The 26,813-nt window shown below is 65.5% G+C and carries 31 protein-coding genes; 7 read left to right on the forward strand and 24 right to left on the reverse strand.

The features are described 5' to 3' along the window. Positions 1-46: 46 nt before the first annotated feature. Positions 47-826: a transporter substrate-binding domain-containing protein gene (locus tag QE444_RS06825; RefSeq protein ID WP_236712125.1), complete on the reverse strand. Its 780-nt coding sequence runs from the start codon at positions 824-826 to the stop codon at positions 47-49. 265 nt (positions 827-1,091) lie between these two features. Continuing rightward, positions 1,092-2,555 carry a D-aminoacylase gene (locus tag QE444_RS06830; RefSeq protein WP_309737595.1) on the reverse strand — a complete coding sequence of 488 codons (1,464 nt, stop codon included), beginning with the start codon at positions 2,553-2,555 and terminating at the stop codon, positions 1,092-1,094. Positions 2,556-2,730: 175 nt separating this feature from the next. Between QE444_RS06830 and QE444_RS06835 the strand changes: the two genes are divergently transcribed. The 3 genes from QE444_RS06835 (at position 2,731) to QE444_RS06845 (ending at position 6,541) form a co-directional block, all read left to right on the forward strand. Further along, on the forward strand, positions 2,731-4,749 hold the full coding sequence (locus QE444_RS06835) for a methyl-accepting chemotaxis protein (protein WP_309737596.1): 2,019 nt from the start codon (positions 2,731-2,733) through the stop codon (positions 4,747-4,749). 96 nt (positions 4,750-4,845) lie between these two features. Next, complete coding sequence (locus QE444_RS06840; RefSeq protein ID WP_133862066.1) at positions 4,846-5,277, forward strand: LexA family transcriptional regulator; 432 nt, start codon at positions 4,846-4,848, stop codon at positions 5,275-5,277. After that, positions 5,270-6,541, forward strand: a complete 1,272-nt coding sequence (locus QE444_RS06845; protein ID WP_309737597.1) for a Y-family DNA polymerase — start codon at positions 5,270-5,272, stop codon at positions 6,539-6,541. The genes QE444_RS06840 and QE444_RS06845 overlap by 8 nt, the downstream gene beginning before the upstream one ends. Before the next feature lie 15 nt (positions 6,542-6,556). Here the strand turns inward: QE444_RS06845 and cycA are convergent, their stop codons facing one another. Beyond that, positions 6,557-7,939, reverse strand: coding sequence for a D-serine/D-alanine/glycine transporter (cycA, locus tag QE444_RS06850; protein WP_309737598.1), 1,383 nt, complete (start codon positions 7,937-7,939; stop codon positions 6,557-6,559). A gap of 245 nt (positions 7,940-8,184) precedes the next feature. Here cycA and QE444_RS06855 point away from each other — a divergent pair, with 245 nt between their 5' ends. Together QE444_RS06855 and QE444_RS06860 are read left to right on the forward strand one after the other, a co-directional pair. Beyond that, positions 8,185-10,362 carry an ATP-binding protein gene (locus tag QE444_RS06855; RefSeq protein ID WP_309737599.1) on the forward strand — a complete coding sequence of 726 codons (2,178 nt, stop codon included), beginning with the start codon at positions 8,185-8,187 and terminating at the stop codon, positions 10,360-10,362. Between the two features lie 295 nt (positions 10,363-10,657). Beyond that, on the forward strand, positions 10,658-11,854 hold the full coding sequence (locus QE444_RS06860; RefSeq protein WP_309737600.1) for an integrase arm-type DNA-binding domain-containing protein: 1,197 nt from the start codon (positions 10,658-10,660) through the stop codon (positions 11,852-11,854). Positions 11,855-11,864: 10 nt separating this feature from the next. Here the strand turns inward: QE444_RS06860 and QE444_RS06865 are convergent, their stop codons facing one another. From QE444_RS06865 to QE444_RS06935, 15 genes are all read right to left on the reverse strand, one after another. Continuing rightward, the gene (locus tag QE444_RS06865) at positions 11,865-12,068 is read right to left on the reverse strand and encodes an AlpA family transcriptional regulator (protein ID WP_115946727.1); all 204 of its coding nucleotides are present in this window, start codon (positions 12,066-12,068) and stop codon (positions 11,865-11,867) included. Further along, the gene (locus QE444_RS06870) at positions 12,049-12,258 is read right to left on the reverse strand and encodes a hypothetical protein (protein WP_309737601.1); all 210 of its coding nucleotides are present in this window, start codon (positions 12,256-12,258) and stop codon (positions 12,049-12,051) included. Before QE444_RS06870 ends, QE444_RS06865 begins: the two co-directional genes overlap by 20 nt. Then, positions 12,258-12,923: a 3'-5' exonuclease gene (locus QE444_RS06875; RefSeq protein ID WP_309737602.1), complete on the reverse strand. Its 666-nt coding sequence runs from the start codon at positions 12,921-12,923 to the stop codon at positions 12,258-12,260. The genes QE444_RS06870 and QE444_RS06875 overlap by 1 nt, the downstream gene beginning before the upstream one ends. Continuing rightward, complete coding sequence (locus tag QE444_RS06880) at positions 12,920-13,384, reverse strand: hypothetical protein (protein WP_309737603.1); 465 nt, start codon at positions 13,382-13,384, stop codon at positions 12,920-12,922. The genes QE444_RS06875 and QE444_RS06880 overlap by 4 nt, the downstream gene beginning before the upstream one ends. Next, positions 13,381-13,641 (reverse strand): hypothetical protein, encoded by a 261-nt coding sequence (locus QE444_RS06885; RefSeq protein ID WP_309737604.1) that lies wholly within the window; start codon positions 13,639-13,641, stop codon positions 13,381-13,383. The genes QE444_RS06880 and QE444_RS06885 overlap by 4 nt, the downstream gene beginning before the upstream one ends. A gap of 72 nt (positions 13,642-13,713) precedes the next feature. After that, positions 13,714-14,094: a hypothetical protein gene (locus QE444_RS06890; protein ID WP_309737605.1), complete on the reverse strand. Its 381-nt coding sequence runs from the start codon at positions 14,092-14,094 to the stop codon at positions 13,714-13,716. After that, complete coding sequence (locus tag QE444_RS06895; RefSeq protein ID WP_309737606.1) at positions 14,091-14,681, reverse strand: hypothetical protein; 591 nt, start codon at positions 14,679-14,681, stop codon at positions 14,091-14,093. Before QE444_RS06895 ends, QE444_RS06890 begins: the two co-directional genes overlap by 4 nt. Positions 14,682-14,705: 24 nt before the next feature. Further along, positions 14,706-17,423 carry a toprim domain-containing protein gene (locus tag QE444_RS06900; RefSeq protein ID WP_309737607.1) on the reverse strand — a complete coding sequence of 906 codons (2,718 nt, stop codon included), beginning with the start codon at positions 17,421-17,423 and terminating at the stop codon, positions 14,706-14,708. Between the two features lie 2 nt (positions 17,424-17,425). Continuing rightward, a complete protein-coding gene (locus tag QE444_RS06905) occupies positions 17,426-17,644 on the reverse strand; it encodes a hypothetical protein (protein ID WP_309737608.1) in 219 nt (72 codons plus the stop codon). Beyond that, positions 17,644-17,919 carry a hypothetical protein gene (locus QE444_RS06910; RefSeq protein ID WP_309737609.1) on the reverse strand — a complete coding sequence of 92 codons (276 nt, stop codon included), beginning with the start codon at positions 17,917-17,919 and terminating at the stop codon, positions 17,644-17,646. Before QE444_RS06910 ends, QE444_RS06905 begins: the two co-directional genes overlap by 1 nt. Then, positions 17,916-18,161, reverse strand: a complete 246-nt coding sequence (locus QE444_RS06915; RefSeq protein WP_309737610.1) for a hypothetical protein — start codon at positions 18,159-18,161, stop codon at positions 17,916-17,918. Before QE444_RS06915 ends, QE444_RS06910 begins: the two co-directional genes overlap by 4 nt. Positions 18,162-18,235: 74 nt before the next feature. Then, positions 18,236-18,595 carry a hypothetical protein gene (locus tag QE444_RS06920; protein WP_309737611.1) on the reverse strand — a complete coding sequence of 120 codons (360 nt, stop codon included), beginning with the start codon at positions 18,593-18,595 and terminating at the stop codon, positions 18,236-18,238. Then, positions 18,592-18,948, reverse strand: coding sequence for a hypothetical protein (locus QE444_RS06925; RefSeq protein ID WP_309737612.1), 357 nt, complete (start codon positions 18,946-18,948; stop codon positions 18,592-18,594). Before QE444_RS06925 ends, QE444_RS06920 begins: the two co-directional genes overlap by 4 nt. 105 nt (positions 18,949-19,053) lie before the next feature. After that, a complete protein-coding gene (locus QE444_RS06930) occupies positions 19,054-19,536 on the reverse strand; it encodes a YmfL family putative regulatory protein (RefSeq protein ID WP_280307902.1) in 483 nt (160 codons plus the stop codon). Positions 19,537-19,565: 29 nt separating this feature from the next. Continuing rightward, positions 19,566-19,796, reverse strand: a complete 231-nt coding sequence (locus tag QE444_RS06935; protein ID WP_309737613.1) for a DNA-binding protein — start codon at positions 19,794-19,796, stop codon at positions 19,566-19,568. A gap of 84 nt (positions 19,797-19,880) precedes the next feature. On the opposite strand from QE444_RS06935, the gene QE444_RS06940 reads away from it, so the two are divergent. Both QE444_RS06940 and QE444_RS06945 read left to right on the forward strand, forming a co-directional pair. After that, entirely contained in the window at positions 19,881-20,225 is a 345-nt protein-coding gene (locus tag QE444_RS06940; protein WP_309737614.1) for a helix-turn-helix domain-containing protein, read from the forward strand. 59 nt (positions 20,226-20,284) lie between these two features. Next, positions 20,285-20,623, forward strand: a complete 339-nt coding sequence (locus QE444_RS06945) for a hypothetical protein (protein ID WP_309737615.1) — start codon at positions 20,285-20,287, stop codon at positions 20,621-20,623. A 768-nt stretch (positions 20,624-21,391) separates the two neighbouring features. On the opposite strand, the gene QE444_RS06950 is transcribed toward QE444_RS06945, so the two are convergent. From QE444_RS06950 to QE444_RS06975, 6 genes are all read right to left on the reverse strand, one after another. Beyond that, positions 21,392-22,666: a phage late control D family protein gene (locus QE444_RS06950; protein WP_309737616.1), complete on the reverse strand. Its 1,275-nt coding sequence runs from the start codon at positions 22,664-22,666 to the stop codon at positions 21,392-21,394. Then, complete coding sequence (locus tag QE444_RS06955; RefSeq protein ID WP_280307914.1) at positions 22,663-23,106, reverse strand: phage tail protein; 444 nt, start codon at positions 23,104-23,106, stop codon at positions 22,663-22,665. Before QE444_RS06955 ends, QE444_RS06950 begins: the two co-directional genes overlap by 4 nt. A 5-nt stretch (positions 23,107-23,111) precedes the next feature. Then, a complete protein-coding gene (locus QE444_RS06960; RefSeq protein ID WP_309737617.1) occupies positions 23,112-25,709 on the reverse strand; it encodes a phage tail tape measure protein in 2,598 nt (865 codons plus the stop codon). After that, positions 25,699-25,818, reverse strand: coding sequence for a GpE family phage tail protein (locus tag QE444_RS06965; protein ID WP_017640277.1), 120 nt, complete (start codon positions 25,816-25,818; stop codon positions 25,699-25,701). Before QE444_RS06965 ends, QE444_RS06960 begins: the two co-directional genes overlap by 11 nt. An 8-nt stretch (positions 25,819-25,826) precedes the next feature. Then, positions 25,827-26,216 (reverse strand): phage tail assembly protein, encoded by a 390-nt coding sequence (locus QE444_RS06970; RefSeq protein ID WP_309737618.1) that lies wholly within the window; start codon positions 26,214-26,216, stop codon positions 25,827-25,829. A gap of 69 nt (positions 26,217-26,285) precedes the next feature. Further along, positions 26,286-26,801: a phage major tail tube protein gene (locus QE444_RS06975; protein ID WP_309737619.1), complete on the reverse strand. Its 516-nt coding sequence runs from the start codon at positions 26,799-26,801 to the stop codon at positions 26,286-26,288. Positions 26,802-26,813: the final 12 nt, after the last annotated feature.

The raw sequence follows: 26,813 nt of genomic DNA on the forward strand, positions 1-26,813 counted from the left end.
TCGACGTCTACCTAGAGGGCGCGGACGGGCCGCGCCAGGGCCAGGATCACTTGAACTCGACGGGGAAGCCGATCGCCGGGGACGGCAGCTCGACGCCGAACCACTTCTTGAAGGAAGCCTGGTAGGTGGGGAATTCCACACCGGTCATGGCCTCGTGCAGGGCGGTGTTGACGAAGTTCAGCCAGTCCTGGTCGCCGCGCTTGACCGCACAGGCGTAGGTCTGGGGACTCCAGGCGTAGTCGGGCGAACGGTAGCGACCGGGATTCTGGGTCATCAGGTACTTGACCGAGGACTGGTCGGTGGCCACGGCGTCGGCGCGACCGGTGCCCAGGGCCTGGTAGAGCAGGTCGACGCTGTCGTACTGGTCGACCTTGGCGCCGGGCAAGGCCTGGTGCACCAGTTCCTCGGCATAGACGTTCTGCAGCACGGCCACGGTCAGGTCGCTCTTGGCCGCCTTGAGGTCATCGATCTGCTGGTAGCGGCTGTTGGCCGGCAGGAGCAGGGCCACACCCTCGCGGTAGTAGGGCAGGGTGAAGGCGACCTGCTGGGCGCGGCTGGCGGTCACGGTGATGAACTGGCAGCTGATGTCGACCTTGTCGGTGAGCAGGTTGGGAATGCGCGCATCCGAACCCTGCACGACGAATTCGACCTTTTCCGGATCGTTGAACAGGCCCTTGGCGATGACCTTGGAGATATCGATATCGAAGCCCTGCAACTTGCCGTCGGCGCCCTGGAAGTGCCAGGGGGCGTTGGTGCTGCCGGTACCCACGACCAGATGGCCGCGCTTGAGCACGTCATCCAGCTTGGCCGCCTGGGCGCCGGTCATGGCGACCAGGCCGACCAGCAGCGCCAGCGTTTTCCACCCCTTCGTCTTGCCTGTCATAGCGTCTCTCCGTTTCCGTTATAGCGGAATTGTGTTCGTAACAACGGAATAGATTGCAGTGACTGTGCCAGCTATTCGCCCGGCGTTGCAAATCAAGGGCTTGGCTTGAGCGACAGGCAGCAGAGGGTGCTCCCGGTGCCTCAGAGGGCACCGGGAGGTGGCGGAAGGTAACGAGGGCGCACCAGGGCGAGGCGTTACCCGGTAGCGCTCAGGCCGGGCGCGGGAAGCCGTGCCGCAGATCGCCGGCGCGTGGCAGGAAGCGCCCATGGCGTTCGCCAATGGCCTGGTCCGGGACATAGGCCAGGCGGCCATTCACCCAGACGGCGTGGATGCCTTCGGCAGGCCGTTGCGGGTCGCTGAAGTCGGCCACGTCGCGGATGCGCCGGGGATCGAACAGCACCAGGTCGGCCTGGGCGCCCGGCTCGATCAGGCCGCGCCCGCTGAGGCCGAAGCGGGCGGCGGACAGGCCGGTCATCTTGTGCACGGCGGTGTGCAGCGGAAAGAGGCCGAGGTCGCGGCTGAAATGACCCAGCACCCGCGGGAAGGCGCCCCAGAGCCGCGGATGGGGGAAGGGATCCTCGGGCAGGCCGTCGGAACCGATCATGCTCAGCGGATGAGCGAGGATCAGCTGCACATCGGCCTCGCTCATGCCGTAGTAGACGGCGCCCGCCGGTTGCAGGCGACGGGCGGCTTCCTGCAGATCCAGGCCCCAGTCGGCGGCGATGGCGGCCAGGTCGCGGCCGCCACAGTCGGGATGCGGGGTGGACCAGGTGATGGTGATGCGGTGGCGATCGGTGACCTGCCTGAGATCCAGGGTGGAGGAACTGGCCGCATAGGGATAGCAGTCGCAGCCGACCGACTGACGATGGGCGGCCTGCTCCAGGGCGCCGAGCAATTCCGGCGCGCGGCCCCAGTTGTCCACCCCGGCGCACTTGAAGTGGGAGACCACCACCGGCGCCCGTGCCTGCCGACCGATGTCCAGGGCTTCGTCCAGGGCCTCGTGCACCGCGGCGAATTCGCTGCGCAGGTGGGTGGCATAGAGTCCGCCCACGGCGTCCAGCTCCGCGGCCAATTCGACTACCTCCGCGGTCGGCGCCGCCGCGGCGGAGGCATAGGCCAGCCCGCTGGAAAGCCCCAGGGCGCCAGCCGCCAGACTTTCACGCAATTCGAGGCGCATGGCGGCGATTTCGGCGGGGGTGGCGGCACGCTGGAGATCGTCCAGATGATTGCTGCGCAACGCCGTGTGGCCGACCAGGGCGGCCACGTTGACGCCGGGCCGCGCCTGCTCCACCGCCGCGCGGTAGGCGGCAAAGGTGGGGTAGCCGAAGACCGCGGCCGGGCCGAGCAGATTCAGCGGATCCGGCGGTTCGCCGCGCAGCCGCACCGGGGCGGCGCTGATGCCGCAGTTGCCGACCACCACGGTGGTGACCCCCTGGCTGAGCTTGGGCAGCTGCTGTGGCCGGCGGATGACCATGGTGTCGTCGTGGGTATGCACATCGATGAAACCGGGGGCCAGCACCAGGCCGCTGCCATCGCGGACCTCCCGTGCCGGTTGCCCGGCCAGTTCGCCCAGCGCCTGGATGCGCTCGCCGGAAATCGCCACGTCGAGTACCCGGCCCGGACGGTCGCGACCATCCAGCACAAGGGCATTGAGAATCACTACATCATGCATGCTAGAGCCATCCTGCAACCGTTGAGGGGCACGTTTCGACCGTCGGGTGGCAAAGCGCCATATAAGCGAAGCGGCAGGCCGATAGCGATAGAACTGTTACAGAATACTTTGTCTATTGGGTCACAAATTGGGCGGTACAGCCCGAGTGACCCCTTCTGCTGCCCGTGAGCTCGCCATGAATCTGTTGACCCCTGTCGTAAGTCTAATGAATCGCTTGAGATTCCCCGCCAAATTCGCCTGTCTGGCGGCCATCGTCTTGGTGCCGCTGGTATTCCTCAGCGTCTATCTCTATCAGGATATCCAGGAGCAGCGCGTCGGCCTGGCCCAGGAAATCGACGGTCAGCGCTATCTGACGCAACTGACCCCGGTCGCTCGCCTGAGCATGTTGCAGCGCGCCCTGACCAAACGGCTCCAGGATGGCGATGCCTCCGCCCAGCAGGACTGGCAGAGCAACCGTGACAACCTGCTCAAGGCTTATGACGATCTGGGCCGGCTGGACCGCGAACTCGGCACCCAGCTGGAAACCGGGGATCGCCTGAGCCAGCTGCGACGGGGCGCCGAGCGCCTGATGCAGGGGACTACGGGCACCTCACTGGAGGTGTTCGAGGCCTGGAACGAGCAACTGACCCAGACCCTGAATCTCTTCTATTACGTCTCGGCCACCTCCGGCCTGGCGCTGGACTCGGATTACACCAGTCTCTTTCTCATCGACATCACCTCCGTGCGCCTGCCGCGGGAAATCAACCTCATCGGCCAGCTACGTGGCCTGGCCTTTGGCCTGAGCGCCAATAATCGCTTCGATCCCGCCAGTCTGAATCTGGCGCGCAGCGTGGTGAGCCAGGAACGGCAGAGCGCCGACGAACTGGAGCAGGGTCTCAGACTCCTGGCACGTCAGGCGCCGGAGCTGGCCCAGCGCCTCAAGGGCTCCCTGGCCCAGGCGGCGGATGACTATGCCAACTTCCGCCAGGGCATGCAGGCGGCCATGACCAACGAGGGTACGGTCTCCGGGCGCGCCCTGGGTACCCAGGGCAATGCCGTGGTCGCCCGCTATTACAAGGTGCAGGAAGAGGCGCAGGGCCAGCTCTCCCAGTTGCTGGCCGAGCGACTGGTCCATGCGACCACGCTGCGTAATCTGGTAGTGGGCCTGATCCTGGGTGCCCTGCTGCTGCTGATCTACACCTTCGCCGGTATCTACCAGGCGCTGCGCCAGGGGATCGCCGAACTGGTCGGGGTGACCGCCGCCGCTGCCCAGGGCGATCTGAGTCGCCGCGCCGCCCTGCGCGGACGTGACGAGATCGCCGACATCGGCCGTAGCCTGGACGCGATGCTGGAGGCCTTCGGTCGTTCGCTGCGGGAGGTCGATCAGGCCTCCAACGCGGTGGCTGAGGCCTCGGGATCTCTGGCTGGCTCCATTGGCCAGGCGCGTTCGACCATGCAGACGCAACAGGGCGAAACCGACCAGGTGGCCACCGCCATCACCGAGATGACCGCCAGCGTGGCGGACGTCGCCAACAACACCGAAGGTGCCGTGGCCGCCGCCCAGCAGGCCGATCAGGCCACCCGGGAAGGCACCCGGGTGATGCAGCAGACGCAACAGGCCATCGAGGCCCTGGCCGCCGAGGTGGACCTCAGCGCCACCAAGGTCGCGGCCCTGGAAAGCCACAGCCAGGCCATCGGCGGGGTCATCGCGGTAATCCGTACCATCGCCGAGCAGACCAACCTGCTGGCGCTCAACGCCGCCATCGAGGCCGCCCGGGCCGGCGAGCAGGGCCGTGGCTTCGCCGTGGTGGCCGACGAGGTCCGCACCCTGGCCTCGCGCACCCAGACCTCCACCGAGGAAATCCGCCGCATCATCGAGCAGTTGCAGGCCGCCACCGGCGAGGCCGTCGGGCAGATGCAGGCCAGTCGCGGCCATGCCCTGACCGGCGTCGCGGCGGCCGAGCAGGCCAGCGTCAGCCTGACCAGCATCGGCGCCGCCGTGGAGCGCATCGTCGACGTCAACGTGCAGATCGCCAGCGCCGCGGAACAGCAGGCCGCGGTCTCCGAGGACATCAACCGCAACACCACCGGCATCCGCGCCAGCACCCTGCAGGTCCTGGGCGGGATCGAAGCCGATGCCGGCACCGCCGAGCGTCTCGCCGGTCTCTCCCAGGACCTGCGCGGCATCGTTTCGCGCTTTCGCCTCAGCGCCTGAGGGCGCCGCTCATCGGCGAGGGTTAGGTCGGACTTTACAACACGGCAGCTGCGGATAACTGTATAAATAGACAGTTATCCGCAGGAGCGCCTTGTCATGTCCGTTACCGTCCTGGGTTGCCTGGAGTCGTCCGAGACCCGGCTGCCGCTCTATGATTTTCGCCTGCCGTGCGGCTTTCCCTCGCCGGCCCAGGATCATCTGGAGCGCCAGGTCTCGCTGGACGAACTGGTCGACCTGCGCGCGCCCCACACCTATGTCATCCAGGTCAGTGGCGACAGCATGACCGGCGCCGGGATCTTTGCCGGCGATCTGGTGATCGTCGATCGCGCCAGGCCGGCACGGGTCGGCGACATCGTGGTGGCGGTGCGCGATCGCGAACCCACCCTCAAGCGCCTCGGCCGGCGCGGCGCCCATTTCGTCCTGCTGGCGGAAAATCCCGCCTATGCGCCCCTGGTCATCGGCGAGCGCGATGACTTCGAGGTCTGGGGCGTCGCCACCCACAGCCTGAGGCGCTTCGGCCATGGCTGAGTCGGTGCTGGCGCTGATCGACTGCAACGCCTTCTATTGCAGTTGCGAGCGGGTCTTCCGCCCCGATCTCGCGCAGCGGCCGGTGGTGGTGCTGTCGAACAACGACGGCTGCGTGATCGCCCGCTCGGCCGAGGCCAAGCGCCTGGGCATCGCCATGGCCGCGCCCTGGTTCCAGGTCCGCGAACTGGCCCGGCGCGGCGAGGTCGAGGCCTTCAGTTCCAACTACGCCCTCTATGGCGATCTCAGCGATCGGGTGATGCGCACCCTGGCGACCCTGGTGCCGCGCCTGGAGCGCTACAGCATCGACGAGGTGTTCGCCGATCTGGCCGGCCTGCCCGAACCCCTGGATGCCCTCGGCCAGCGTCTGCAGGCGCGGGTGCAGAAGTGGACGGGTATCCCGGTCAGCGTCGGCATCGCCGGCACCAAGACCCTGGCCAAGCTGGCCAATGCCGCCGCCAAGCGCTGGCCGGCGCGCACCGGCGGGGTGCTGGATCTGCGCGACCCGGCAGTGCACGACTGGGTGCTCAAGCATTCGCCCATCGAAGACGTCTGGGGGATCGGCCGGCGCCTGGCCGCGCGCCTGCGCGGGGAGGGCGTCAGCACCGCCTGGGAATTGGCCGGGCAGGACGCCTGGTCGCTGCGCCAGCGCTACAGCGTGGTGCTGGAAAAGACCGCACGGGAATTGCGCGGACTGGCCTGCCTGAGCCTGGAGGAACTGGAAGCGCCACGGCAGACGATCTGCAGCAGTCGCATGTTCGGGCGCCGCCAGTACCAGTTCGGCGCCCTGGCCGAGGCGGTGGCCAGCTACACCGCCCGCGCCGCGGAAAAGCTGCGCGCCCAGGGCTCGCTCTGTCGCACCCTGAGGGTCAGTATCCAGACCGGCATGCACGGCGCCGACGACGGCCGCTACGCCAATGCCGCCCTGCTCAACCTGCTGGCGCCCAGCGACGACACCCGGGTGCTCAACGACCAGGCCCAGGCGGGCCTGCGCGAGATCTTTCGCGACGGCTTCGGCTATGCCAAGGCCGAGGTGCTGCTGCTCGATCTCTGCGGCCGTGGCGAGGTGGCGGCGGATCTCTTCGCCGCCGCCCCGGATCCGGCCGCTGCCCGACTGATGGCGACCCTGGACGCCATCAACGGCCGGTTCGGTCGCGAGACCCTGAGACCGGCACGGATTCCGCGCGATCCCGCCTGGCAGATGCGCCGCGACCTGCTCAGCCCGCGCTACACCACCCGGCTCGATGAACTCTGGACGGTGGGCTGAGCGCCCAGCGCCGGTCTAGCCGGCGCGTACCGCCCGCCGCCTGCGCCACCAGTAGCCCACGCCCAGCAGCAGGAACCACAGCGGACTGGCCAGCAGCGCCTGGCGGGTGTCGTCCTGCAGGGTCAGCAGGACCAGCACCGCGGCGAAGAAGGCCAGCACCCCGTAGCACACCCAGCGTCCGCCGGGCAGGCGAAAGGCCGAGGCGGCATGGCGCTCCGGACGGTTGCGGCGGTACGCCAGCCAGGCCAGCAGGATCAGCGACCAGACGAACATGAACAGCACCGCGGCCAGGGTGGTGACCAGGGTGAAGGCGGTGACCAGGTTGGGGATCAGGTAGATCAGCACCGTACCCAGCAGCAGGCACAGGCAGGACAGCACCAGCCCGCGCGCCGGCACCGCCGCCCGCGAAAGGCGGGTGAGGCCGCGTGGCGCATGACCTTCGCGGGCCAGGCCATAGAGCATCCGGCTGGTGGAGAAGATGCCGCTGTTGGCCGAGGAGGTGGCCGAGGTCAGCACCACGAAATTGATCAGGCTGGCGGCCATGGGCACGCCGGCCAGCACGAAGAGTTCGACGAAGGGGCTCTTGTCCGGCACCACCTGGCGCCAGGGCGTCACCGCCATGATCACCACCAGCGCCAGCACATAGAACACCAGGATGCGCAGCGGAATGGAATTGATCGCCCGCGGCAGGTTGCGTCGCGGATCGGCGGTTTCCGCGGCGGTGGTACCCACCAGTTCGATGCCGACGAAGGCGAAGACGGCGATCTGGAAACCGGCGAAGAAACCGCCCAGCCCCATGGGAAAGACGCCGCCGTCGTTCCACAGATTGGCCAGGCTGGCGACGTTGCCCGAGGGCGACTGGAAGCCCCAGAGCACCAGGCCGAAGCCGGTGACGATCAGCGCGCAGATGGCGACGATCTTGATCAGCGCGAACCAGAACTCCAGCTCGCCGAACAGCCGCACGGTGACCAGGTTGAGCCCCAGCAGGAGCAGCACGCAGAGCAGCGCCGGGATCCAGGGGGCGAGGCCTGGAAGCCAGAACTGGGCATAGGCGGCGATGGCGATGACATCGGCGATGGCGGTGACGATCCAGCAGAACCAGTAGGTCCAGCCGCAGAAGAAGCCGGCCCAGGGGCCGAGCAGATCGGTGCAGAAGTCGATGAAGGACTTGTAGTCCAGGTCCGACAACAGCAGTTCGCCCAGGGCGCGCATGACAAAGAACAGGGCGCTGCCGATGATCAGATAGACCAGCAGGATCGAGGGGCCGGCCAGGGCGATGGTCTTGCCCGAGCCCATGAACAGGCCGGTGCCTATGGCGCCGCCGATGGCGATCAGTTGCAGATGGCGATTGGACAGGCTGCGTTGCAGCCCCTCGGGCGGGGTGGAAGACGCGGACATGACGAGCGGATACCTGACAGCGACAGCGGGGGCCACACGGTAAGAGATGCACGGCGGACGTGCCAGTCGTTTCACCGGGACAGCATGCCGCAGGGCCGGCCTGCCACTGATGGGGGCGGCGGCGCCGTCGGTCACCTGGAACTCTGGCAGGCAGGCTCGTACCTGCCTATCATGGCCATCCGGGCTCCTGCAGCGGACCCGGACGGCCACGAGATCCCTCAGTGCCTCTGCCAGTGAGTCGTCCCTTGTCCTATCTCGAAAGTTTCGCCTGGGAAACCACGCCACTGGGCGCGCGCGCCAGCTGGCCCGTGGCCCTCCGGACTACCTACGACCTGCTGATGGCGTCCCCCTTCGCCATGTGCGCCACCTGGGGCGCGGAGCAGACGCTGATCTACAACCAGGCTTACGCCCCCTTTCTCGGCGCGCGACATCCTGCCGCATTGGGGCAGCCGATCGATAAGGTCTGGGCGGAACTGTGGGACGAGATCGCGCCGCTGATCGAGCGGACGCTGTCCGGCGAGGCACTGCACTTCGTCGACAAGCACTTCGTGATGACCCGCAACGGCTATCCCGAGGACACCTACTGGAGCTTTTCCTACAGCCCGCTGCGTGACGGCGAGGCCATCGTCGGCATGCTCAACATCACCACCGAGACCACCGCCGGCGTCCAGGCCCACCACCAGCGCGATGTGGCCGAGGCCGCCCTGCGCCGGCACAACCTGACTCTCGAACAGGAACTCTCGGCGCGCATCGACGAGCGCGACAGTGCGCGCGCCGCGGAGAGCAGCGTGCTGGCCGCCGCCGAGCGCGTGCAGCTGGCCCTCGCCGCCGGTGCCATCATCGGCACCTGGTACTGGGACCTGCCCACCGACAGATTCACCGTCGACGAGGCCTTCGCCATCAACTTCGGCCTCGACCCGGCGCTGGGCCGCGATGGCCTGAGCCTGGCGCAGGTGGTGGCCACCGTCCACCCGGACGACCAGGCCGGCCTGGCCGCGGCCATCGCCGACGTCATCGCGCGCGGTGGGCGCTATGCCTACCAGTACCGGGTCCGCCGCAGCGACGGCCGCTACTACTGGCTGGAGGCCAATGGCCACGTCGAACTGGCGCCGGACGGTACCCCGTTGCGCTTTCCCGGCGTGCTGCTGGACGTGGATGCCCGACGTGCCCTGGCCGACGAGCGCGACCGCGCCCTGGCGGAGTTGCGCGACCTGACCGCCACCCTGGAGCAGCGCGTCGAAGAGCGCACCGAGGAACTGCGCCGCTCGGAAGAAGCCCTGCGCCAGTCGCAGAAGATGGAAGCGGTCGGCCAGCTCACCGGCGGCCTGGCCCATGATTTCAACAACCTGCTCGCGGGGATCTCCGGCAGCCTCGACCTCATGAGTCTGCGCATCGGCCAGGGGCGCTTCACCGAGCTGGAAAAATACCTGCTGGCCGCCCAGGGCAGCGCCAAGCGCGCCGCGGCCCTGACCCACCGGCTGCTGGCCTTCGCCCGCCGCCAGACCCTGGCCCCGGAGGCCACGGTGGTCAACCAGCTGGTGGGCGGCATGCTCGACCTGGTGCAGCGCACCGTGGGGCCGGCCATCCAGGTGCACTTCACCAGTCTGCCGGACGACCAGCCGCTGCTGGTGGACCAGTCCCAGCTGGAAAACGCCCTGCTCAATCTGTGCATCAACGCGCGCGACGCCATGCCCAACGGCGGGCGTATCCTCATCGCCGCCAGTCATCGCACCCTCGGCGAAGGGGACAGCCGCGATTTCGAACTGGCCCCCGGGCGCTATCTGCACCTGAGCGTGACGGATACCGGCAGCGGCATGCCGCCGGAGGTCGCCGCCAAGGCCTTCGAACCCTTCTTCACCACCAAGCCGATGGGGCAGGGCACGGGCCTTGGACTGTCGATGATCTATGGCTTCGCCCGCCAGTCGGGCGGCCAGCTGCGGCTGCGCTCGATGCCAGGCGAAGGCACTACGGTCTGCCTTTACCTGCCCCTGCGACCGGTGGGGCGACCATGCGGCTCGCCTCTGGCAGCGGGCCAGCCCGATCTGCTGGAAGGTGCCCATGCCACGGTGCTGGTGGTCGACGACGAACCCACGGTGCGCATGCTGGTGACCGATCTGCTGCGCGAACTGGGCTACGTCATCATCGAGGCCGCCGACGGCGCCGGCGGCCTGGAAGTGCTGCACTCCGATGCCCGTATCGATCTGCTGGTCACCGACGTCGGCCTGCCCGGCGGCATGAATGGCCGCCAACTGGCCGACGCCGCCCGGGTCCAGCGTCCGGCACTCAAGGTGCTGTTCATCACCGGCTTCGCCGAAACCTCGCTGCTCAGCGACGGCCACCTGGAGCCCGGCATGGCGATCCTCACCAAGCCCTTCGCGGTGGAGGCCCTGGCGCAGCGGGTGAGGAGCCTGGTAGCGGGGTAGGTTTCGCGCACGCAAAACCCCTTGGCAGAGCCCGGAAACGCAACGGCCCCCAATCAGCGTGTCCGCAAGGACTGATTGGAGGCCGCCTGAAATCTGGAGCGGGCGAAGGGAATCGAACCCTCGTCATGAGCTTGGGAAACTGCTCCGCCTAGAATCTCAGGTTGATTCATGAAGTGTCAGATTGGCGCTGGAAGCCAGTAGAATTGCGGGTTTCCATACCCATGGGCCGTCTCACCTCGTCTCAGGTGAAACCACCTTGATTCCGGCGAACGGCCCCCAGAAACGGACCCCAAACATGCTCACGGAAAAGCAGATCCGCGCCCTCAAGCCGCGAGAGAAGGAGTACTCGGTTTCAGACGGCCGCACTGCCCGGGGCGAGGGTGTCCTGGTGCTCCGGGTGCGGCCCAACGGCTCTAAGGAGTTCTATTACCAGCGCCGAATCGGCGAGCAGAAGACCAAGCGCAAGCTGGGTAACTGGCCGGCATTGACGCTGACGGATGCGCGCGATCGCTGCCGGGACGAAAAGGAGCTGGTGGCGGCCGCTGGCACCTTCCAGGAGCTGCTGGATTCGTACCTGGCGAAGCTGGAAGGGGAGGGGGCGGCCTCGGCTGGCAATGTGGCCTGGTCGTTTCGGCATTATGTCTGCGAGCCGTTCCCGGGACTGGTGAAGCGGCCGGCTTCGCTGATCGGTCCTGCGGACATTCGGGACATCATCAGCCGCATGATCGATAACGGCGTCACTACCTACTGCAACCGAGTGCGATCGCAGCTGCACGCAGCATTCCAGGCAGGGCTTGAGCAGGAATACAACCCGCGTAGCTATCTGCAGGTGAAGGTGCGCTTCGGCCTGCAGAGCAATCCGGTGGCCAGCATCCCAGTGCAAGAGGACTGGGAGCAGCCTGGAGACCGGGCGCTGTCGAAGGTCGAACTCCGGACGCTCTGGCAGCTGCTGCCGGAGAAATTGTCTCTTACCACCGCCGAGCTGCTCCGCTTTCTCATCGCCGCCGGCGGTCAGCGACCAGAGCAGCTGCTCGCGTCTGATCGGTCGATGTACCACGACGACCACCTGGTGATTCGCAGTGCGAAGGGCAGGGTCCAGGGAGAGCGGCAGCTGCACGTGGTGCCGTTCAACGAGCCGATGCGGCAGGTGCTGCACACGATGGCAGAGATCGATGAGCAGAGTCCCTATCCGTTTCAAGGCCGGGTCCAGGGCCGGCCGCTCAACGTGCAGTCACTGTCCAGGGCGGTGACAAAGCTCTATCAGCGGCATGAGAAGGCATTCGCCGGGCCATTCACGCTGCGCGACCTGCGGCGGACCTGTAAGACGCTGATGGCCAGCGCCGGGTTGAGCAAGGAATTGCGGGACCGGATCCAGGGGCACGCCTTCAACGACGTATCGTCGAAGCACTATGACCGCTATGACTACTTCGAAGAGAAGCGGGCCGGTCTGCAGGTGTGGGCTGAGTGGTTGGAGCGGAACGTCAGCAAGTAAAAGGGGCTGCTCACGCAGCCCCGCCTTGCCATCTCATTGGGTCGCTCTGCCACCCGGCAATGGCCGACTCACGCCAGCCGACCCGGCCAGGGGTAATGTTGACCGGCGGCGGAAACTGGCTGGCCTTCACCAGTCGCCAGATGGTAGCGCGAGAGAGGGAGGTCACCGCGACGACCTCTTCCTCGCGCAGAAATCTATCCAGCTTGCTGGCCATTGGTCTCTTCCTCACGTAGGCGCCGGTACTGACGGCGCATCTCTTGAATCAGTTTCTCAGCCGCGGCTGCGCCGCGGTGCTTGGTGATGGTTGCCCGCAATTCTTGGATCCGCTCGGGCGAACTGTAGCCCTTACCGATCCAGGCGCGCGCCTCGGCCTCGAGGAGCTGTTGGACGTTCTCGATCGTCATTACCCGGCCTGCTGGTCAGTGGGTTGCTGGTGCTCCAGCGATGCCACCCGGCTTGCCTCCGCCTTTGCGCAGTCCAGGCGGAGGGCATGGACGGACAGGGCCTGGATCAGCTGATGCGCTTCATGGCGGGCATCGTGCAGAGCGTGGTGACGGATACCATTGAAGTGGCGCGGCTTGGCGGCCGGATACAGGTCCAGCAGCGTCCGCAGGTCGCGCTCTTCCCGGTGATGCCAAGGCACCAGGTTGCCGCCGATGCGGTAGGCGTTGCCCAGGATGACGCAGTCGAAACTAGGACTGTTGCCCCAGATCCGCCGCTCGACATCGGCGAGACAGCCGTCCTGGTCGGGCTGAGGCTCGGACTGCTGGAGCAGCCAGTTGGAGAAGAGCACCAGCGCGGCCCGGATATCGTCCCGATCGCGGCTGCCGTCGATCTCGGCCCGGGCTTCGGGCGTCTGCTGCCACCACCACTCGATGGTTTCGCTGTCAGGCACGGCGCCGCGGGCAATGGCGGATTCCAGGTCGACGCGGCTATAGAACTCGCCGGCGATCGCCGCGGCGGCTGTGCCGGCACCAGTCACGGCAACGGCGCCGATGGACAGGATTGGGGCATTGTTTCCCTGACCGAGGGTCTCCAGGTCGATGACAATATCGATGCGGCGGCTCATTGAATGAACCCCTTCCTACTGGCACGGGCGCCGTCATAAGCCGCTAGCGCGAAATCAAGGCTGACAAAGAGCCCATGTCTCACCTTCTGAGTGCCCTTGGCGAAGGCCTCATCGTTTATTTTCCTCGCTGCGGCAATCACGTACTGGGTTGACTGCCGAACCTCCTCTTCCTCCTTTGAGGCGACGTAGAGCAAGCGAACCTCTTTGCCTTCTGAAACGGCGTCCACGAAGCCTTGCTGGGAAACTTCCACCCAGCACTCCTCATCACCCCGCTGCGACCCCGAATTACCCTTGATCTGATACACCGGCTCACCAGCTGCGGGCAGGGTTGTGTAAAGCGGAGGTGCAACTGGCTCCGGCTGGGATTGCTCTTTGCTCGACGTGAACGTCTGCGAGCCCTTCAGACAGTCAGGATCACCGCACTCGCAGATGGGCTTGGGGCGTTTGTCGTTGATGGTCATACGGATGCTCCGATGTGCTGTTGGGCCGGCTTGGCCAGGGTGGTTTCGATGACCTCGGCATCCTCGGCGGTCAGGGCGCCGAGGGTGTTGGCCATGCTGGCCAGGGCGAGGAGGTGGATGCGATCGCCGCTGGAGCGGCTGACCTGGTAGCGGATGACCGCCTCGCCCAGGAGGGCGGTGGCCTGGCAGCGTTGCACCAGGGCCGGGTGGAGCGTGATAGGCTGAGCATTGCTACTGCGCTGGTTTACGTTAGGCATGATGTTTCTCCAGTGGTGGTGGTCGGCCTGGGCGAGTTGCTGCTCCCCAGGCCTCTTTTTTCCGGTGTCCCGTCAGCGGATCCGGATCTTCTTCTCTCCCTCGATCACGAACAGCTGGACGTCCTCGAGGCGGTACTGGCCGCCAGGTCCGCCCTGGACGACATAGCCGCCGAATTCGTCAGAACTGATCGACACAGGAAAGGGCGAAGGCCAGCCGGCAAAATCACGCTGGTATGCGTACTGGCTGCTTTTCTTGATCTCGGCGTAGAGCTGCTGGCCGGTAGGTTCGGTTGCTGCTGCAACCTGCCAGAACTGCCAGAGCACCTCGACCGGCCGGCGAACGTAGACGCCGTCGACGTGCTCGAGGTCGTTCTCGCCGGTGAAGCCCTGCTGAAAAGCTACTTCCTCGAACCGAGCGCGTCGGGCTGCCAGATCCAGCTGCTTGGCGTTCATGCGGCCTCCCGGTTGTAGTCGCGGCGGGCGGCGTCGTAGTGGCTAGGCAGGATCTCCTCAGCGCCCTCGATCCAGCCGGCGCTGGGCTTGCCCGCGGCGACGTTGGCCAGGTGGCTGGCGTGGTCGATGGCGAAGCCCAGGCAGAAGTAGGCCGAACCGTGCTGGGTGAAGAACAGGCCGCCGCTGAGCAGCAGGTTGCCGGTGTTCACGCCCAGGCGATCCCAGAACGCATGCACGTCGAGCGACGCCGGGCAATGCTCCTGCCACAGCTGGACCAGACGCTGGTGCTCGACCTGGAGGGCTTCGCGTTCTGCCTTGGGCGTGCCCTTGGCCGTCTTCGGCTTGACGCGCAGGCGGCGGAAGCCCCACTGATCAGGTCGGCACCAGTGGACGTCCAGCTCCTGGCCACCCTTGAGCTTTATGCCGCCGGGCATGACGTCGGTCGTGGATCGCAGCAGGGCGACCTCACCCCCGAAGGCCTCGCCCAGACGATCAGCAGCGAGCCGCAGAGCTTGGCGTTGGTTGAAGCAGTCCTGGACGATGGCGACGACGGCAGGATCCGTGGAGCGGTAGTGGTATTGCTGCATGGCGTTTCTCCTTGGGTGGGTGGATCAGGGCTTGAAGTGCCAGCACTTCACGTTGGGTTCTTTCTTTTGGCTCAGGGGGTTACACCGCATTTCGCGGGTACGAATTTCACTGGAGGTCGAGATGTTGATGCCCACCAGCTTGTGCCGGCGGCAGTCGGGCAGCATGCGGCGCAGGGTGTTGAGGTCCGGGATCTTCTGCTTGAACTCAGCGGCCTTCTCGGCGAACTGGTTGAGGTTGATGGCGATGAGTTCGTCGGGCTTCTTGGCGTGGTTGACCATGGCGTGGTCGCCGCGCGATTCCAGGTAGTCGTACACGGCCCAGAATTCGTCCAGCTCGGCCGGATCGGCGCTGATCGCGCTCTGGCGCTCCATGGCCATCTGCAGCAGCTGCTGATCACAGGCAGCCAGCTGGGTCTCGCTCAGCGGCAGGATCAGGGCCAGGCAGTCCACCAGGGCCAGGATCATGGCGTGGTTCTTCACCACCCGAGCCGAGCGCAGGGCGCTCATCTTGCGCAGCCGCTGGCGGTGGTGCGGGTAGCGCTCGGCGAATAGGGCCATGACCTGGGGCTCGGCCTTGATGGCCTTGACCAGGAAGTGGCTCAGCTCCTCGATCTCCATCAGGTTGATGGCGTCTGCGGCCGCGCTGCTGGCCTCGGTGATCTTGGGCTTGGTGAAGTGCAGCTTCACGATCCGCGAGAGGATGGCTTCGTGGCCGGTTACCGGCGCGTTCTGGCTGATGACGATGGTCCCGCGGAAGGGCGGCTCGTAGGTTTCGTTGGTGTTGTTCTTGACGCCACGGGTCCGCAGCAGACCGCCGCCGAAGAAGTCCTTCAGCTCGTCCCAGTCAAAGCTCTTGGTGTTGGCGGCATCGCTGTTGCGGTCGCCCTCGAGGAGCACGACGGGCATGCCGGCAACCTGGCCCATGGCGCGGCTGCGGCCAGAGGCCGAGCCCTTGGTCGGGTCGAAACCTTCGTAGTTGCGGCCGAACAGCTTCCAGATGAAGACCAGCAGGGTGGATTTGCCGGCGTCGGGCTCGCCGGTCACTTCCAGGAAGGGAAAGCTCTCGTACTGGCCGCGGATCTGCTCGGCGAAGAGGGAGCCGAACCAGTAGGTGAGGGTGATCAGGCCCTTGGCACCGAAGCAAAGCCAGAGCTTGGGCAACCAGTCTTCGCGGTAGCCGGTGCTATCGGGCTGCGCCTTGATCTTCAACAGCGACGGCGACTTCACCCGGCGCTTGCCCAGTTCGAAATAGTCCTCGCTGTTGGCCTTGACCACGTTGCCGTTGTGGCAGGCGATGTCGTTGAAGATGTAGGCCTGGTGGTCCTTGCTGTAGCCCATGAAGTCGATGGTCTCGACGGTCTTCACGCCCTCGGTTTGGGTGATGACGATCTGGTCCAGGTGCTTCTGGGTGCCGAGCCAGGTGGCGCCGGCGTGCAACAGCTTGGCCTTGAATTCACCGCTCGAGGCCATCTGCTTGGGCGTGAAGGCCAGCTTCTCGGCCGGGCCGTCGTGGGGCGGGTTGACGCGAAGGTAGTACCAGGCCTCGCCGGTGGATTCGCTGATCTGCTTGTAGAGGGTCTCGAAGTTGCAGTTGGCCAGCAGCTTGAGCGAGCAGACATTCTCCAAAGCGCGGCGGCGGGCGCTGTTCTCGTTGAGCATCCGGTCCTCGGGCTCGTCGCTGTCCAGGATGGCGCGCTGCTCTTCGTCCAGCTTGCTGAGGTCGAACTTGGCCCAGTACATGCGGTTGCCGAAGTCGAAGTAGAACTCGCTGCTCGCTTCCTCGAAGCCGTAGATCCGCAGCGCCTTCTCCTTGGGGGAATCGGCCAGCAGCAGGGTGCCCTGGTAGTGGGCTATCTCCAGGTCGCGCTCGATGCGGCCTTTGCGCTTGTCCTCTTTCTCGAACATCCAGCGCTGGTGCAGATCGTTCCAGTCGACCTTGCGGCCACCTGGTTGCGGAATTTGAGCGGCTTCCTGGTTGCGATAGCCCAGGTCCTTGGCCAGGCGTACCCACTTGCGGATGTTCTCCCGGGCGGTCGGCTCGTTATCCAGGGCCCAGACCAGTTTCGGCAGCTTGGGGCCGCGGGTACGGGCCAGCTCCTTGAGAGCTTCCTCGGGAAAGGGCGCGCTCGACATCATGGAGACGGCCTGGATGCCGTGATGCAGCAGGGCGATGGCGTCGAAGATCCCCTCGACGATCCACAGCTCCTGGACCTGCAGCAGGTCGACGGTCGGCGGCACCCAGAGCTTGCCCTTGTAGCTCCAGGCCGGCTTGAAGCGGGCCTTCTTGCTGCCGAATCGGTTCGGGCGGTCGATCAGCCGTTCCCAGTAGCCGCCGGCGGGCATTTCAAACCGCACGGTGGCCGAGCCGATGCCGAGGTCGCGGTCCCAGTAGTTCTCCTGGGTGTACCAGCCTTTGATCAGGCCCAGATCGAAGCCGCGGGCGAACTGGAGGTAGCCATCAGCACTGGCGGCCGGGGCTTCGTTGGTCGGCTTGAAGCGCTCGGACCAGTCCTCAAACAGGTCGCTATAGAGCTCCTTGACGTGCCAGGTCTGGCCACACTTCGCCTCGCGGCCGCATTTCACCACCCAGGGATTGGCATGGCTGGTGAAGAGCTCGGTCTTGTGGCACGCCGGGCAGGTACCCTTGCGCATGTAGTCCGTGCCGTTGATGTGCCGCAGGCCGAGGTCAGCCTCGAGGCGCTGCAGCACGTCGGCGCGGAGTTGGTGATCCATTTGGTACATGCTCAGAACTCCGCCGCGTGGCCGGTACCGAGCTCGCGCACCAGGCGCAGGTCGCTGCCCTCATGGCGTTCGGCGTCGGTGGCTAGGATGTTCAAGGCGCGGGCGAGCTCGCGCAGATCGGCGGGGGTCCAGAAGTCCTCCTTGCCCAGGGCGCCGTCATTGGAAACGACCAGGGGCTGGCCGGCGTTGCGGTGAAGGGTGACATCGAGCTGGCGGCGCATCAGTTATCCCTCTGCGCTGCAATGACCAGATCGGCGTACTCGTTCAAGGTCCAGAGCTCGTTAAAAGCATCATCGGCGTGTTCGGCCTGGAGCTGTTTGGCATTCACCAACGCAGCCATGTACCCCTTGATCAGCCCCATTTCGAAGGCACGGTCTTTGGTGTTGCAGCTATCAAAGCGAAGCAGCGACCGCCAGATAGCGGGGTAGCCTTCGGCTAGGATGGAGAGCTTCGGACAGGTGAGGACGACGACCGGATTGATCTGTTTCATGTTCATGCGGAAGCCTCCGTAGCGGAGAGCTGAGCGCGGATCTGGGCGGCGGTCTGATGGGCGGCGAGCATGGAGGGGAAGCGCTGGAGAATGGCGGCGCGGCGCTTGTCCGTGTTCTCGATCCGGACGTAGCGCGGCTCGTTCCAGTGCTGGTTGACGATGTAGTCGGCGCGGCCCTGGAGCCAGCGGGCGTAGGTCTCAGCGACTGCCGGCGGCAGTTCGATCTGGAGGGAAAGGGTGTTCGGCATGATGTTTCTCGCTGCAAAAAGGCGCAGTTCACCCATACCCACGCAAGGCGGGCATGGATCAGGTATTCAGGGGCTTAGCGGAAGGCGTTCTGTCGCGTGCCGGGGTCTTCGTCGATCAGGGCGTCGAAGATTTCCACGACCGGAATGCAGTAGCGCAGGCCAGTGGCCGGGTTGACGAGGACGACGACGTCGCCGGTGCTGGCGTCGATGTCCAGGAAGCGGTGGCCCTTGAGGGCTTCGAGTTGATCATTAGCGCGAGTGACCAGGCGCTCGGCGGTGTGCTGGGGCACGCCCATCAGCTGCAGGTGCGCGGCGGCAGCATCCTGCAGGGCCTGGCTGCGGCCGAGGTGCTTGGCTTCGTGGTTGCGCAGGTAGGCCAAGGCAGCGGCCTGCATGGTGTCGAGGTAGTCGGCGGGGTGGTTGGTGGTGGTCACGATGCGATGTCCTCTCTGACGTGCTGCTGGTCTTCTTCGTGCTCTTCCTGGAGCAAATTGAGCTGCTCTTCACGGACAGCTTTGTTGTTCTCGTATACCTTCTGCGCCATGGCAGTCAGGTGGCTGTTGCTTGGTGGCAACTCGCACGCTGGCGCATTGGGCAAACCACTCGGGCTGGCCAGGTGAGTCAGCTCGGTGTGGGCATAAAACGACGCGCTGCAGGGCGCGAAGTGACACTGGAACACCTGTTGCCGCAGGAACACGTGGGCAAACCAGCTGGTCCGGCAGACCAGGGGCGCACCACAGAAGCAGCACCAGAATTGCCCCTTCTTCTGTTTCTTGAACAAAGACATCTATCTTCCCTGCCGCCTGCGGCGGCTCCGGTCTAGCCGGTTTCTGGCGCTCCGCGCCGACTACGTGCCCGCTGTCCTGGCAAGCTTTCAGGGTTCGCCCTTCGGCTAGTGTTTTCGGCCAGATGACCTGGCCGCGTGCAGCGTGATCACAGCCCAGACCTCTTCCTCACGTGCCGCCATATGCCGGCGATGCGCGCCAAGGATTTGCTCGATCTCCTTCTCATCGATGACGCCATCCTCGAGCGCTTGGCCGATGATCTGGTCCACCAGGCCACGCTTGACGGCGGTCTTCACCGAGCGGGCGTAGAGGTCCAGGTTGTCCAGGTCGCCGATCTCGGCCTGGCGCACGAAAAAGCCGCCGTACTGAGAGGCCAGGTAGTCCACCAGGTGGGTGGTGCCGGTCTCCTGCTCGAGCAGCAGGATCTGGGCATCACTCAGCGGGCGGCAGCCGGCAGTTTCGTAGGCGTGGTTATCGAACTTCTTGAGCGGCAGGCCGAGGCGGGCTGCGGCGCACTCGCGACCACCGGGATATGCGCAGATCACGGCGCTGATGACCTGGCGGCGAGTTTCTAGGGCGGGGCGTTTCATCTTCCAGTATCTCCCTGGGCCATCCGGCCCTATCTTTCAGCTGCAGCCAGCGCCGGGATGGCTCCCTGCTTGATACCGAGCAGGACAGCAGCTCGATGCGCTTCGCCGCGGAGGCACTTTTTTTGCCCGTTGATCACCGCATAAACGGTGCTCGGGCTCAGCTGATGCCGCAGCGCGAACTCCTTCACGGAAATGCCCTGCATTTCGAGACGAGAACGGGCGTCCTTACAGGCTTGCTCGGTAGCGTAGGTGTCGGCCATAGTTAACATTCGTGTGATTTCGAGTGAACAAGGCGGACAATATTCAACATACGTTGAATCGTCAAGCGCTAAGGGGTCGTTCTGTTGAAAATTGGCGATAGGCTGCGCTTGGAGCGCCTCAGGCTGGGTTTAAACCAGGCTGACTTCGCTGCTTTGGCCGGAGTGACCAAGACCAGCCAATTCAATTATGAGAAGGGTGAGCGAAGCCCCGATGCCAACTATCTAGCTGCGATCAAGCAGCATGGGGCAGACGTCTATTTCATCCTGACGGGGGATCCGCTTCCCATACCGGAGGCTGCACTCTCGCCGGTGGAGGCGGAGATCGTTGGCTACTTCCGGTCTATGCCCGATTTCAAGAAGGAGTCTTTACAGCGGGTCGCGTATGCGATGTCCGTATCTGATGGCGCTACTGATTCCAGCGCGTCGTAGGAGCATCAACTGCTTGGCGTCTGGCCAGGCTTTAACACGGAAGATTCAAGGAGCCTTTCATGGCGCAGTTCCTGCCATTTCTATCTCGCCCTCTCCTGGGTATCTCTCTAGCCGCTGCACTGGTGGGGACATTGATCCCAGGATCAGCCAGCGCTGCGAGACTCAATGACGGCTATATCGGCTGCATCAGCAAGGATGCCCTCAGCGAGTTCACTCAGGCGCTGATCAAGAAGGACGAACGCGCGCAGAAATACCTGCTTGGGACGTCCTGTGTGCCTACCAGTAGCAAATTCCCCATCACCGTGCTGGATCGCGGAATCATGCGGACTCAGTACCGGGTGTACGTCGGCAAGGATGCTCTGGAGCTCTGGAGCCCAAGCGAAGCGATCAGCAACTGAGGGAAGCCCGGCCAAGTGCCGGGCTTCTTGCTTCTGCAATCAGGCGTAAAAACGCAAAAACGTAAAAGCTTGGCGACGTGCGTCACAGTATGTACTGTATACAAATACAGTAATTTGAGTCTGTGAAGTCCATGGAACAGGTAAAGCCCGCGGTTCTGCATATCTTCGAGCGACAACCAGTGGCGGCAGCCATTGATGCGAAAGAGGCGGCAATGCTGCGCCTATACCGAAGTCTCTCAGCGCAGGACCAGGCCACCTTACGGATGATCGCCGAGGACTTGCGGCGGGTTTCTGGCCCGATCCGGTAGGCTGTGGCCGAGTTGCCGAGGGCAGGCCGAGCTAACCTATTTTGGTCTGGATATGGTTTCCCATCGCTTTTTTCAGCCTATGCGAAAAACAGGGTGCTCCCAGGGGTTGCGTTCTGGAAAAGTCTGTTACCGAGGGTAGGCCGCGCTAACCTATTTCGGTCTGAATATGGTTTCCCATCGTTTTTTTTCAGCCTATGCGAAAAATAGGGTGCTCCCAGGGGTTGCGTTCTGAAAAAGCCTGTCAGGGTGGATCAGCAACCCCATCATCCAGAGGAGCAGTAGATGGCGAGAAGAAACGGGTGGCTGTGGTCGACACGCAGTGAGCGGCTGATGGTGAGGCGGATCCGGCAGCTCAGCGATAGGGATCAGGAGACGGTAAGGATCATTGTGAGGGACCTATGTAGCGCCGGCCCTCAGAAGCGATAGGAATAGCCCCGGAGCGGAAGCGCCCGGGGCTTTTTCATGCTTGGGCCTTCTCGGCCTGCAGCTTCTTCCATTCTCGCTCCACCGCCCGCTTCGCCGTCGCCTTGGTGGCGTAGAGGTGCCGCAGCCGTCGCGGCTTGCTCTGGTCGCCTTCGGTGAGGGTGTGCTCCTTGCCGGTCTTCGGGTCGCGGTAGTAGGCGATGATGCCGGTGTAGTCGCCCTGGATCTCGTCGACCAGGTCGGCGACCAGGTCTTCCGGCAGCTTGGCTTCCAGCTCCAGGCGCGTGGTGTAGCCGCCGTCCGCGGTGAGGCTGTGCTGCACGTTCCCCCCGTACCAGATGATGGCGTCGATCTCGGCCTTCACGCCCTGCAGGGTGTAGGTGAGCTCGGGCATGAGCTCAGGGCGGCCCAGGGCGAGCTGGTAGGTGAGGGTGGCGGTACCGCGCTGCAGGCGGTTCCACTCGGCCCGGGCGGCGCGCAGCGCGGAGAGCTCATCGGCGTAAGTGTGGCGCAGGTCCTTCACGTTCTCGCCGCCGCCGGCGATGGCCTCCTTCTTCTTCGCACTGTTGACGTCGTAGTAGAAGGCCCGCACGGCGTCGTAGCTCTCGCGGTCGGCCTGGAGGTAGCTGTGCTGGTCGCCGTCCTTGCGGGTGAGGGTGACGTGGCCCAGGTCGGCGCCGCTGACCGACTTGCCGCCGCCGGCTGGGAGGAACAGCAGCCGGCCCGCTTTCACGGTGGCCACCGCGTCGTAGTCTTCACCCAGGCGGGTGAGGAGGTTGGCGTCCGATTCGCCGGTCTGGTCCAGCTGCAGGACCTGCTGCGCTTCGAGGGCGGGCGCGATGAGCGGGGTGAGCCCCTGGCGCGCGGCCAGGACGCGCAGTACGGCGCCGAGGGTGGTGGCGCTGTAGCTCTGGTCCCGCTTGGTCTTGAGGCCCTTGCGCAGGTCGGCGCTGCGGGCGCGGATGCTGAGCACGTCGGGGGCGCCGCTGTGCTCGGTCTCATCGACGACATAGCTGCCCTTGTCGATCAGGCCGGTGGTGGACCAGCCCAGCCAGAGGCGAATCTTGGCGCCCCGGGGCGGGATGGCCAGCAGGCCGTCGTGGTCGGACAGCACCAGGCTCAGCTGGTCGGCCTCGAGGCCGCGGTTGTCCGTCAGATCCAGGCTGATCAGCCGCGGCGCGATGAGGGCGCTGATGTCCTGGCCGTCGACCAGGATCTGGTAGCGCGCCTGGGCATAGGTAGCGCCCTGCACCAGGTCGCGGCCGAGGGTGCGCAGCTGGCCGGTGGCGGTGTCGAGCAGCTCCTGGATCACAGCAGTTTCCTCAGCAAGGTACCCATGCCGGCCATGCCGGCGCCGAGCAGCTCGCGGCCGGTGTCGTCGTCGACGCGCTTGAGGGCGATGCTGAACTCGATCCGGCGCGGGGTGCCGTCCGAGAAGAAGAGCGTCTTGGTCTCGGTGATGCTCTCGATGACCCAGAGCCCGTAGATCCGCCCGCTGCCCTCGATCAGTGGCCAGGCGCCGCCGGTGCCGGCCATGTAGCGCAGCACGTCCAGGCTGCTGGGCGTGCCGGCAAGCTCCGGGGCGAGCCAGCCGGGCAGGGTGATGCTGTCGTCGCCTTTGCCCAGGAACTGGCGCGCCGGCGCGGCGCCCACGCGGGAGCTGGTGGCGTGGCGGTAGTCGGTCTGCCGCTGGAGCTCCTGGTAGGCGAGGGTGTAGAGGCTGAAGATGAAATTGCCGAGGGCCATCATCATGGTGGTCAGGTCCTGTCCTTGAGGCTGCTGCGGCTGCGGGCGGCCTTCTGGCTCTCGATGCGGGCCAGGGCGGCCTGGACCTCGCGGGCGATCGCCTGGGCGTCCGTACCGGCACCCGCGTTGATGGTGATGTGGTAGACGTCGCCGCCTGCCGGCGCAGCAGGCGCGGCGGCGGACATCGCGGGTCGGTCGTCAAAGGTGATGCCGTTGGCTAGCGCCGGGGTGGCGGCAGTACCGACGCCCAGGGCGACCGCGCCGGCGCTGGCGATGCGCTTGGCGGTATCGGCGATCTGGGCCAGCGGGCTGCCTTCTCCCTTGCCCAGGCCGATGGCCAGGCCCTGCATGGTGAACTCACCCAGGGAGGCGAAGACGCGGGAGGGCGAGTGGATGTCCAGCTTCTCCTTGAAGAAGTTGATCGCGCTCTCGCCGGCGCCCATCACCGCGTTTTTCACCGCGCCCAGGCCGCTGGTGATCCCGTTGACCAGGCCCTGCATCATCATGCCGCCGAGCTCGGTGAATTTGGCCGGTAGCTCGAAGCCGAAGTAGTTCATCACCGCGGCGAAGGCGCGGTAGAAGAGGCCGATCGGCGAGAAGTCCAGGATCAGCTTGGCGATCCCGGTAATACCACCACTGGCTCCCAGCTTCATCTCCTCCCAGATCCCTTTGAACCAGGGCCCGATGGTGCTCCAGTTGGCGTATAGCAAAGCGCCGGCGGTGACCAGGCCGAAGATGATCGCGGCGATGGGGTTGGCCATCACGGCGGCGCCGAGCAGCCTGAAGCCGGTGGCCACCAGGGGCAGGGCGGTCTTACCGAGGTTGAACAGCAGGCCGATGAGGCTCGGCAGGCGGATGCCAACCTGGGCGAGCATGAAGCGCAGCGCGAGGAAGGGGCCGAGCACGCCGGCGACGCCCAAGGCGACGGTGCCAAAGGCGATCGAGACGGCAGACAGCACTGCGGCCACCTTGACCAAATTGCCGGCGAGGACCGGATTCTCGCGGGCCCAGGCGCCCGTCTTGCCGGCCAGGTCGCCCAGCCAGTTGATGATTTGCTTGAGCTGGGGCGCAATGGCGGCGCCGAATTCGGACTGGGCGTTGGTAAAGGCGCCCGTCGCGGCCTCCCAGGTGTTGGACAAGGTGCCCAGCTGCTCATTGACGCGCATCTGCAGGTCCGCCTGGGCCTTCATCTTGCCCTGGACTTCCTGGTAGCCGGCCAGTCCCTTGGACATCATGGTATTGAGCGCGGTGAGGGTCTCGGAGTCGTCGCCGAAGACCTGTTTCAGCACACCCAGGCGGGTCTCGGTGTTGAGGGCCTTGAGCTTGTCCAGCTGGGCATAGAGCTTCTCCATGCCGCCGAATTCGCCCTTGCCGTCGGTGAAGTCGAGCTTGATGCCCTTGTCCTTGAGGCCCTTGTTGGCCTTGCCGACCTTGGTGGTATCCATGCCCATCTGGAAGATCTTGCGCAGGGCGTTGCCGGCGGCGCCGCCTTCCATGCCGGTCTGGTCGAGCTGGATCAGCAAGGGCGCCAGGGCATTGGCTGCCTCGAGGCCTTCCTTCTTGATGATGTCCAGCGCCGGGCTGATCTTGCTGAAGCCCTCGAGCATGTTGTTGGAGTCGACGCCCAGGTAGAAGCCGCGCTGGATGGTGTCCATCAGCCCCATGAGGTCCTTCTCGCTGGTGCGGGTAGCGTCCTGCATCTTGGCGGCGAACTCAGCGGCCTCGGTGACCGGCATCTTGAGCTGGACGCCCAGGTAGGCCGCGGCCTCGCCCATGCCGCCGAGGATGGTCTTGGCCGACATCCCCTGGCGCACCAGCATGGTCATCATTTCCTGGAATTCGGCTGTGGTACCGGGCAGGCGATCGCCCAGGCGCGTGGCCAGGTCGGAGATCTCCTTGAATTCCTTGGGGGCGGTGCCGTCGCTCAGCATCAGCGAGGCGCGCAGCTGGGTGGCCGCATCTTCTGCCGGGGCGAAGGCCTTGATCATGCCCAGCACCGGGCCGCCGATCGCGGCGCCGGTGGCCGCCGAGCTGGCGCCGGCCATGGCGGCGTTGCCGGCGAGCTCCTGGCCGCGCTTGAGCTTGCCGCGGGCGCTGGCCAGCTTTTCCTGGGTGCGATTGAGGCGATCGAGCTTGCCCCGTTGGGTGTCGATCGCGGCATTGGCGCTGGTGATCTGCGCCTGCAGCCGCGCCTGGGCGCCACCGAGGTCGCGGGTATCGACGCCACTGGCGCGCATGATGGGCAGCAGGCGCTGCAGCTCGGTGCGCTGGGCGGTGTGTTTGGCCTGCAGCTTGTCGACGGCTGCGGCCGCGTTGGCGAAGGTCTTCTGGAAGGCGGCGGACGGCGCGTCCATGGCCTTGAGCTGCTCGCGGTAGGACCGCAGCTTCTCCTGGCCCTTGGCCAGGGCCTCGGCGCTCTGGCGCACGGCCTCGCGCTGGCGCTGGTAGGCGCTGATGTCTTGCTGCTGCTGGTTGAGCTCTTTGACCCGGTCCCGGGCAGCCTTGAGCGCCCGGGCGGTCGCGTTGCCGCCCCCGGCGATGCGTTTGAGCGGGGCCGTGACCTTGTCCAGGGCGGACAGGAGGACGCGGATCTGCAGGTCATTGGCCATCGGGGGAGACTCGCTTGCGGGCGCGTTCGCGCCAGTCCATCAGTTCGGAAACGCTCAGCTGATCGAGCTGAGCGGGGTGCCAGTGGAAGGTGATGGCGAGGTCTGCCATCGCATCCTCTACGTGGCGGGGAAGAGATCCGCCTTCATGGACTTCTTGAGCAAAAAACTCGCGACGACACTCCCGGCGTCGACCAGGTCGGCGGGGTCCATGGCGCGGACCTCGGCCTCGGTGAGGGTCGGGGTGCTGATGCGCGGGATCACGCGGACGATGGCGTTGACATCCATCTGCAGCAGGTCGGACAGGGTGATGCCACGCAGGGCGCCGGCGTTGGGCTTGCGCAGGGCGATCTGGGCAATGGTGGTAGCGCCGCGGACGATGGGCTGATCCAGGACGACTACGTTTTCCGGTACCGGCTGCGGCGCGTTGTGGCTGTTGCTGCCGGCCTGGTCGACGTTGTAGGTGTGGGTGTGGTCGCCTGCAGGAACAGCGTTGGTGGTGTCGCTCATGGTGGTACTCCAGGTAATAGGCTTGGGAGATCAGGTGGCCCGCCTGAGCGGGCTGGAAAAGGGGAGGGATCAGATGCCGAGCGAGGCGCGCTGCTTGGCCAGGCGGTCTTCGCCGCCAACGATCTCGATGAAGTTGAGGAGGTCGATCTCGATCACGGTCTCGCCGTCCACGATCAGCTTGTAGTAGCTGCCCGCGGTGGTGATCTTGTGCTCGGTGTCCTCGCCGGCGCTGGCTTCACCCATCTCGATGGTTTCGTGGCGGCCGCGGACGACGATCTCGACGGCGGTCTCTTCGCCGGTGTCGTCCTGCTGGTAGCTGCCGGTGAAGCGCAGGGGCACGGCTGCAGCGCCCACGGCGCCGAATTGCTTGAGGACGGTGAGGTCCAGGCCGCCGAGGGACCATTCCAGCTGGATACCGTCGTCGGACATACCCAGGTCAGCTTTTACGGGGCCGTTCATGCCGGCGCCGCGGAAGGCTTCCATCTTGCGGCCGAGGGTCGGCAGGGTGACGGACTTGGCGACGCCCAGGTAGGAGTGGCCGTCGTTGAAAAGCATCATGTTCTTGAGTTTGCGGGGCATGGCCATGGGGCAGCTCTC

Source organism: Pseudomonas sp. SORGH_AS_0199 (genome assembly GCF_031453735.1).
Lineage (GTDB): Bacteria > Pseudomonadota > Gammaproteobacteria > Pseudomonadales > Pseudomonadaceae > Chryseomonas > Chryseomonas aestiva.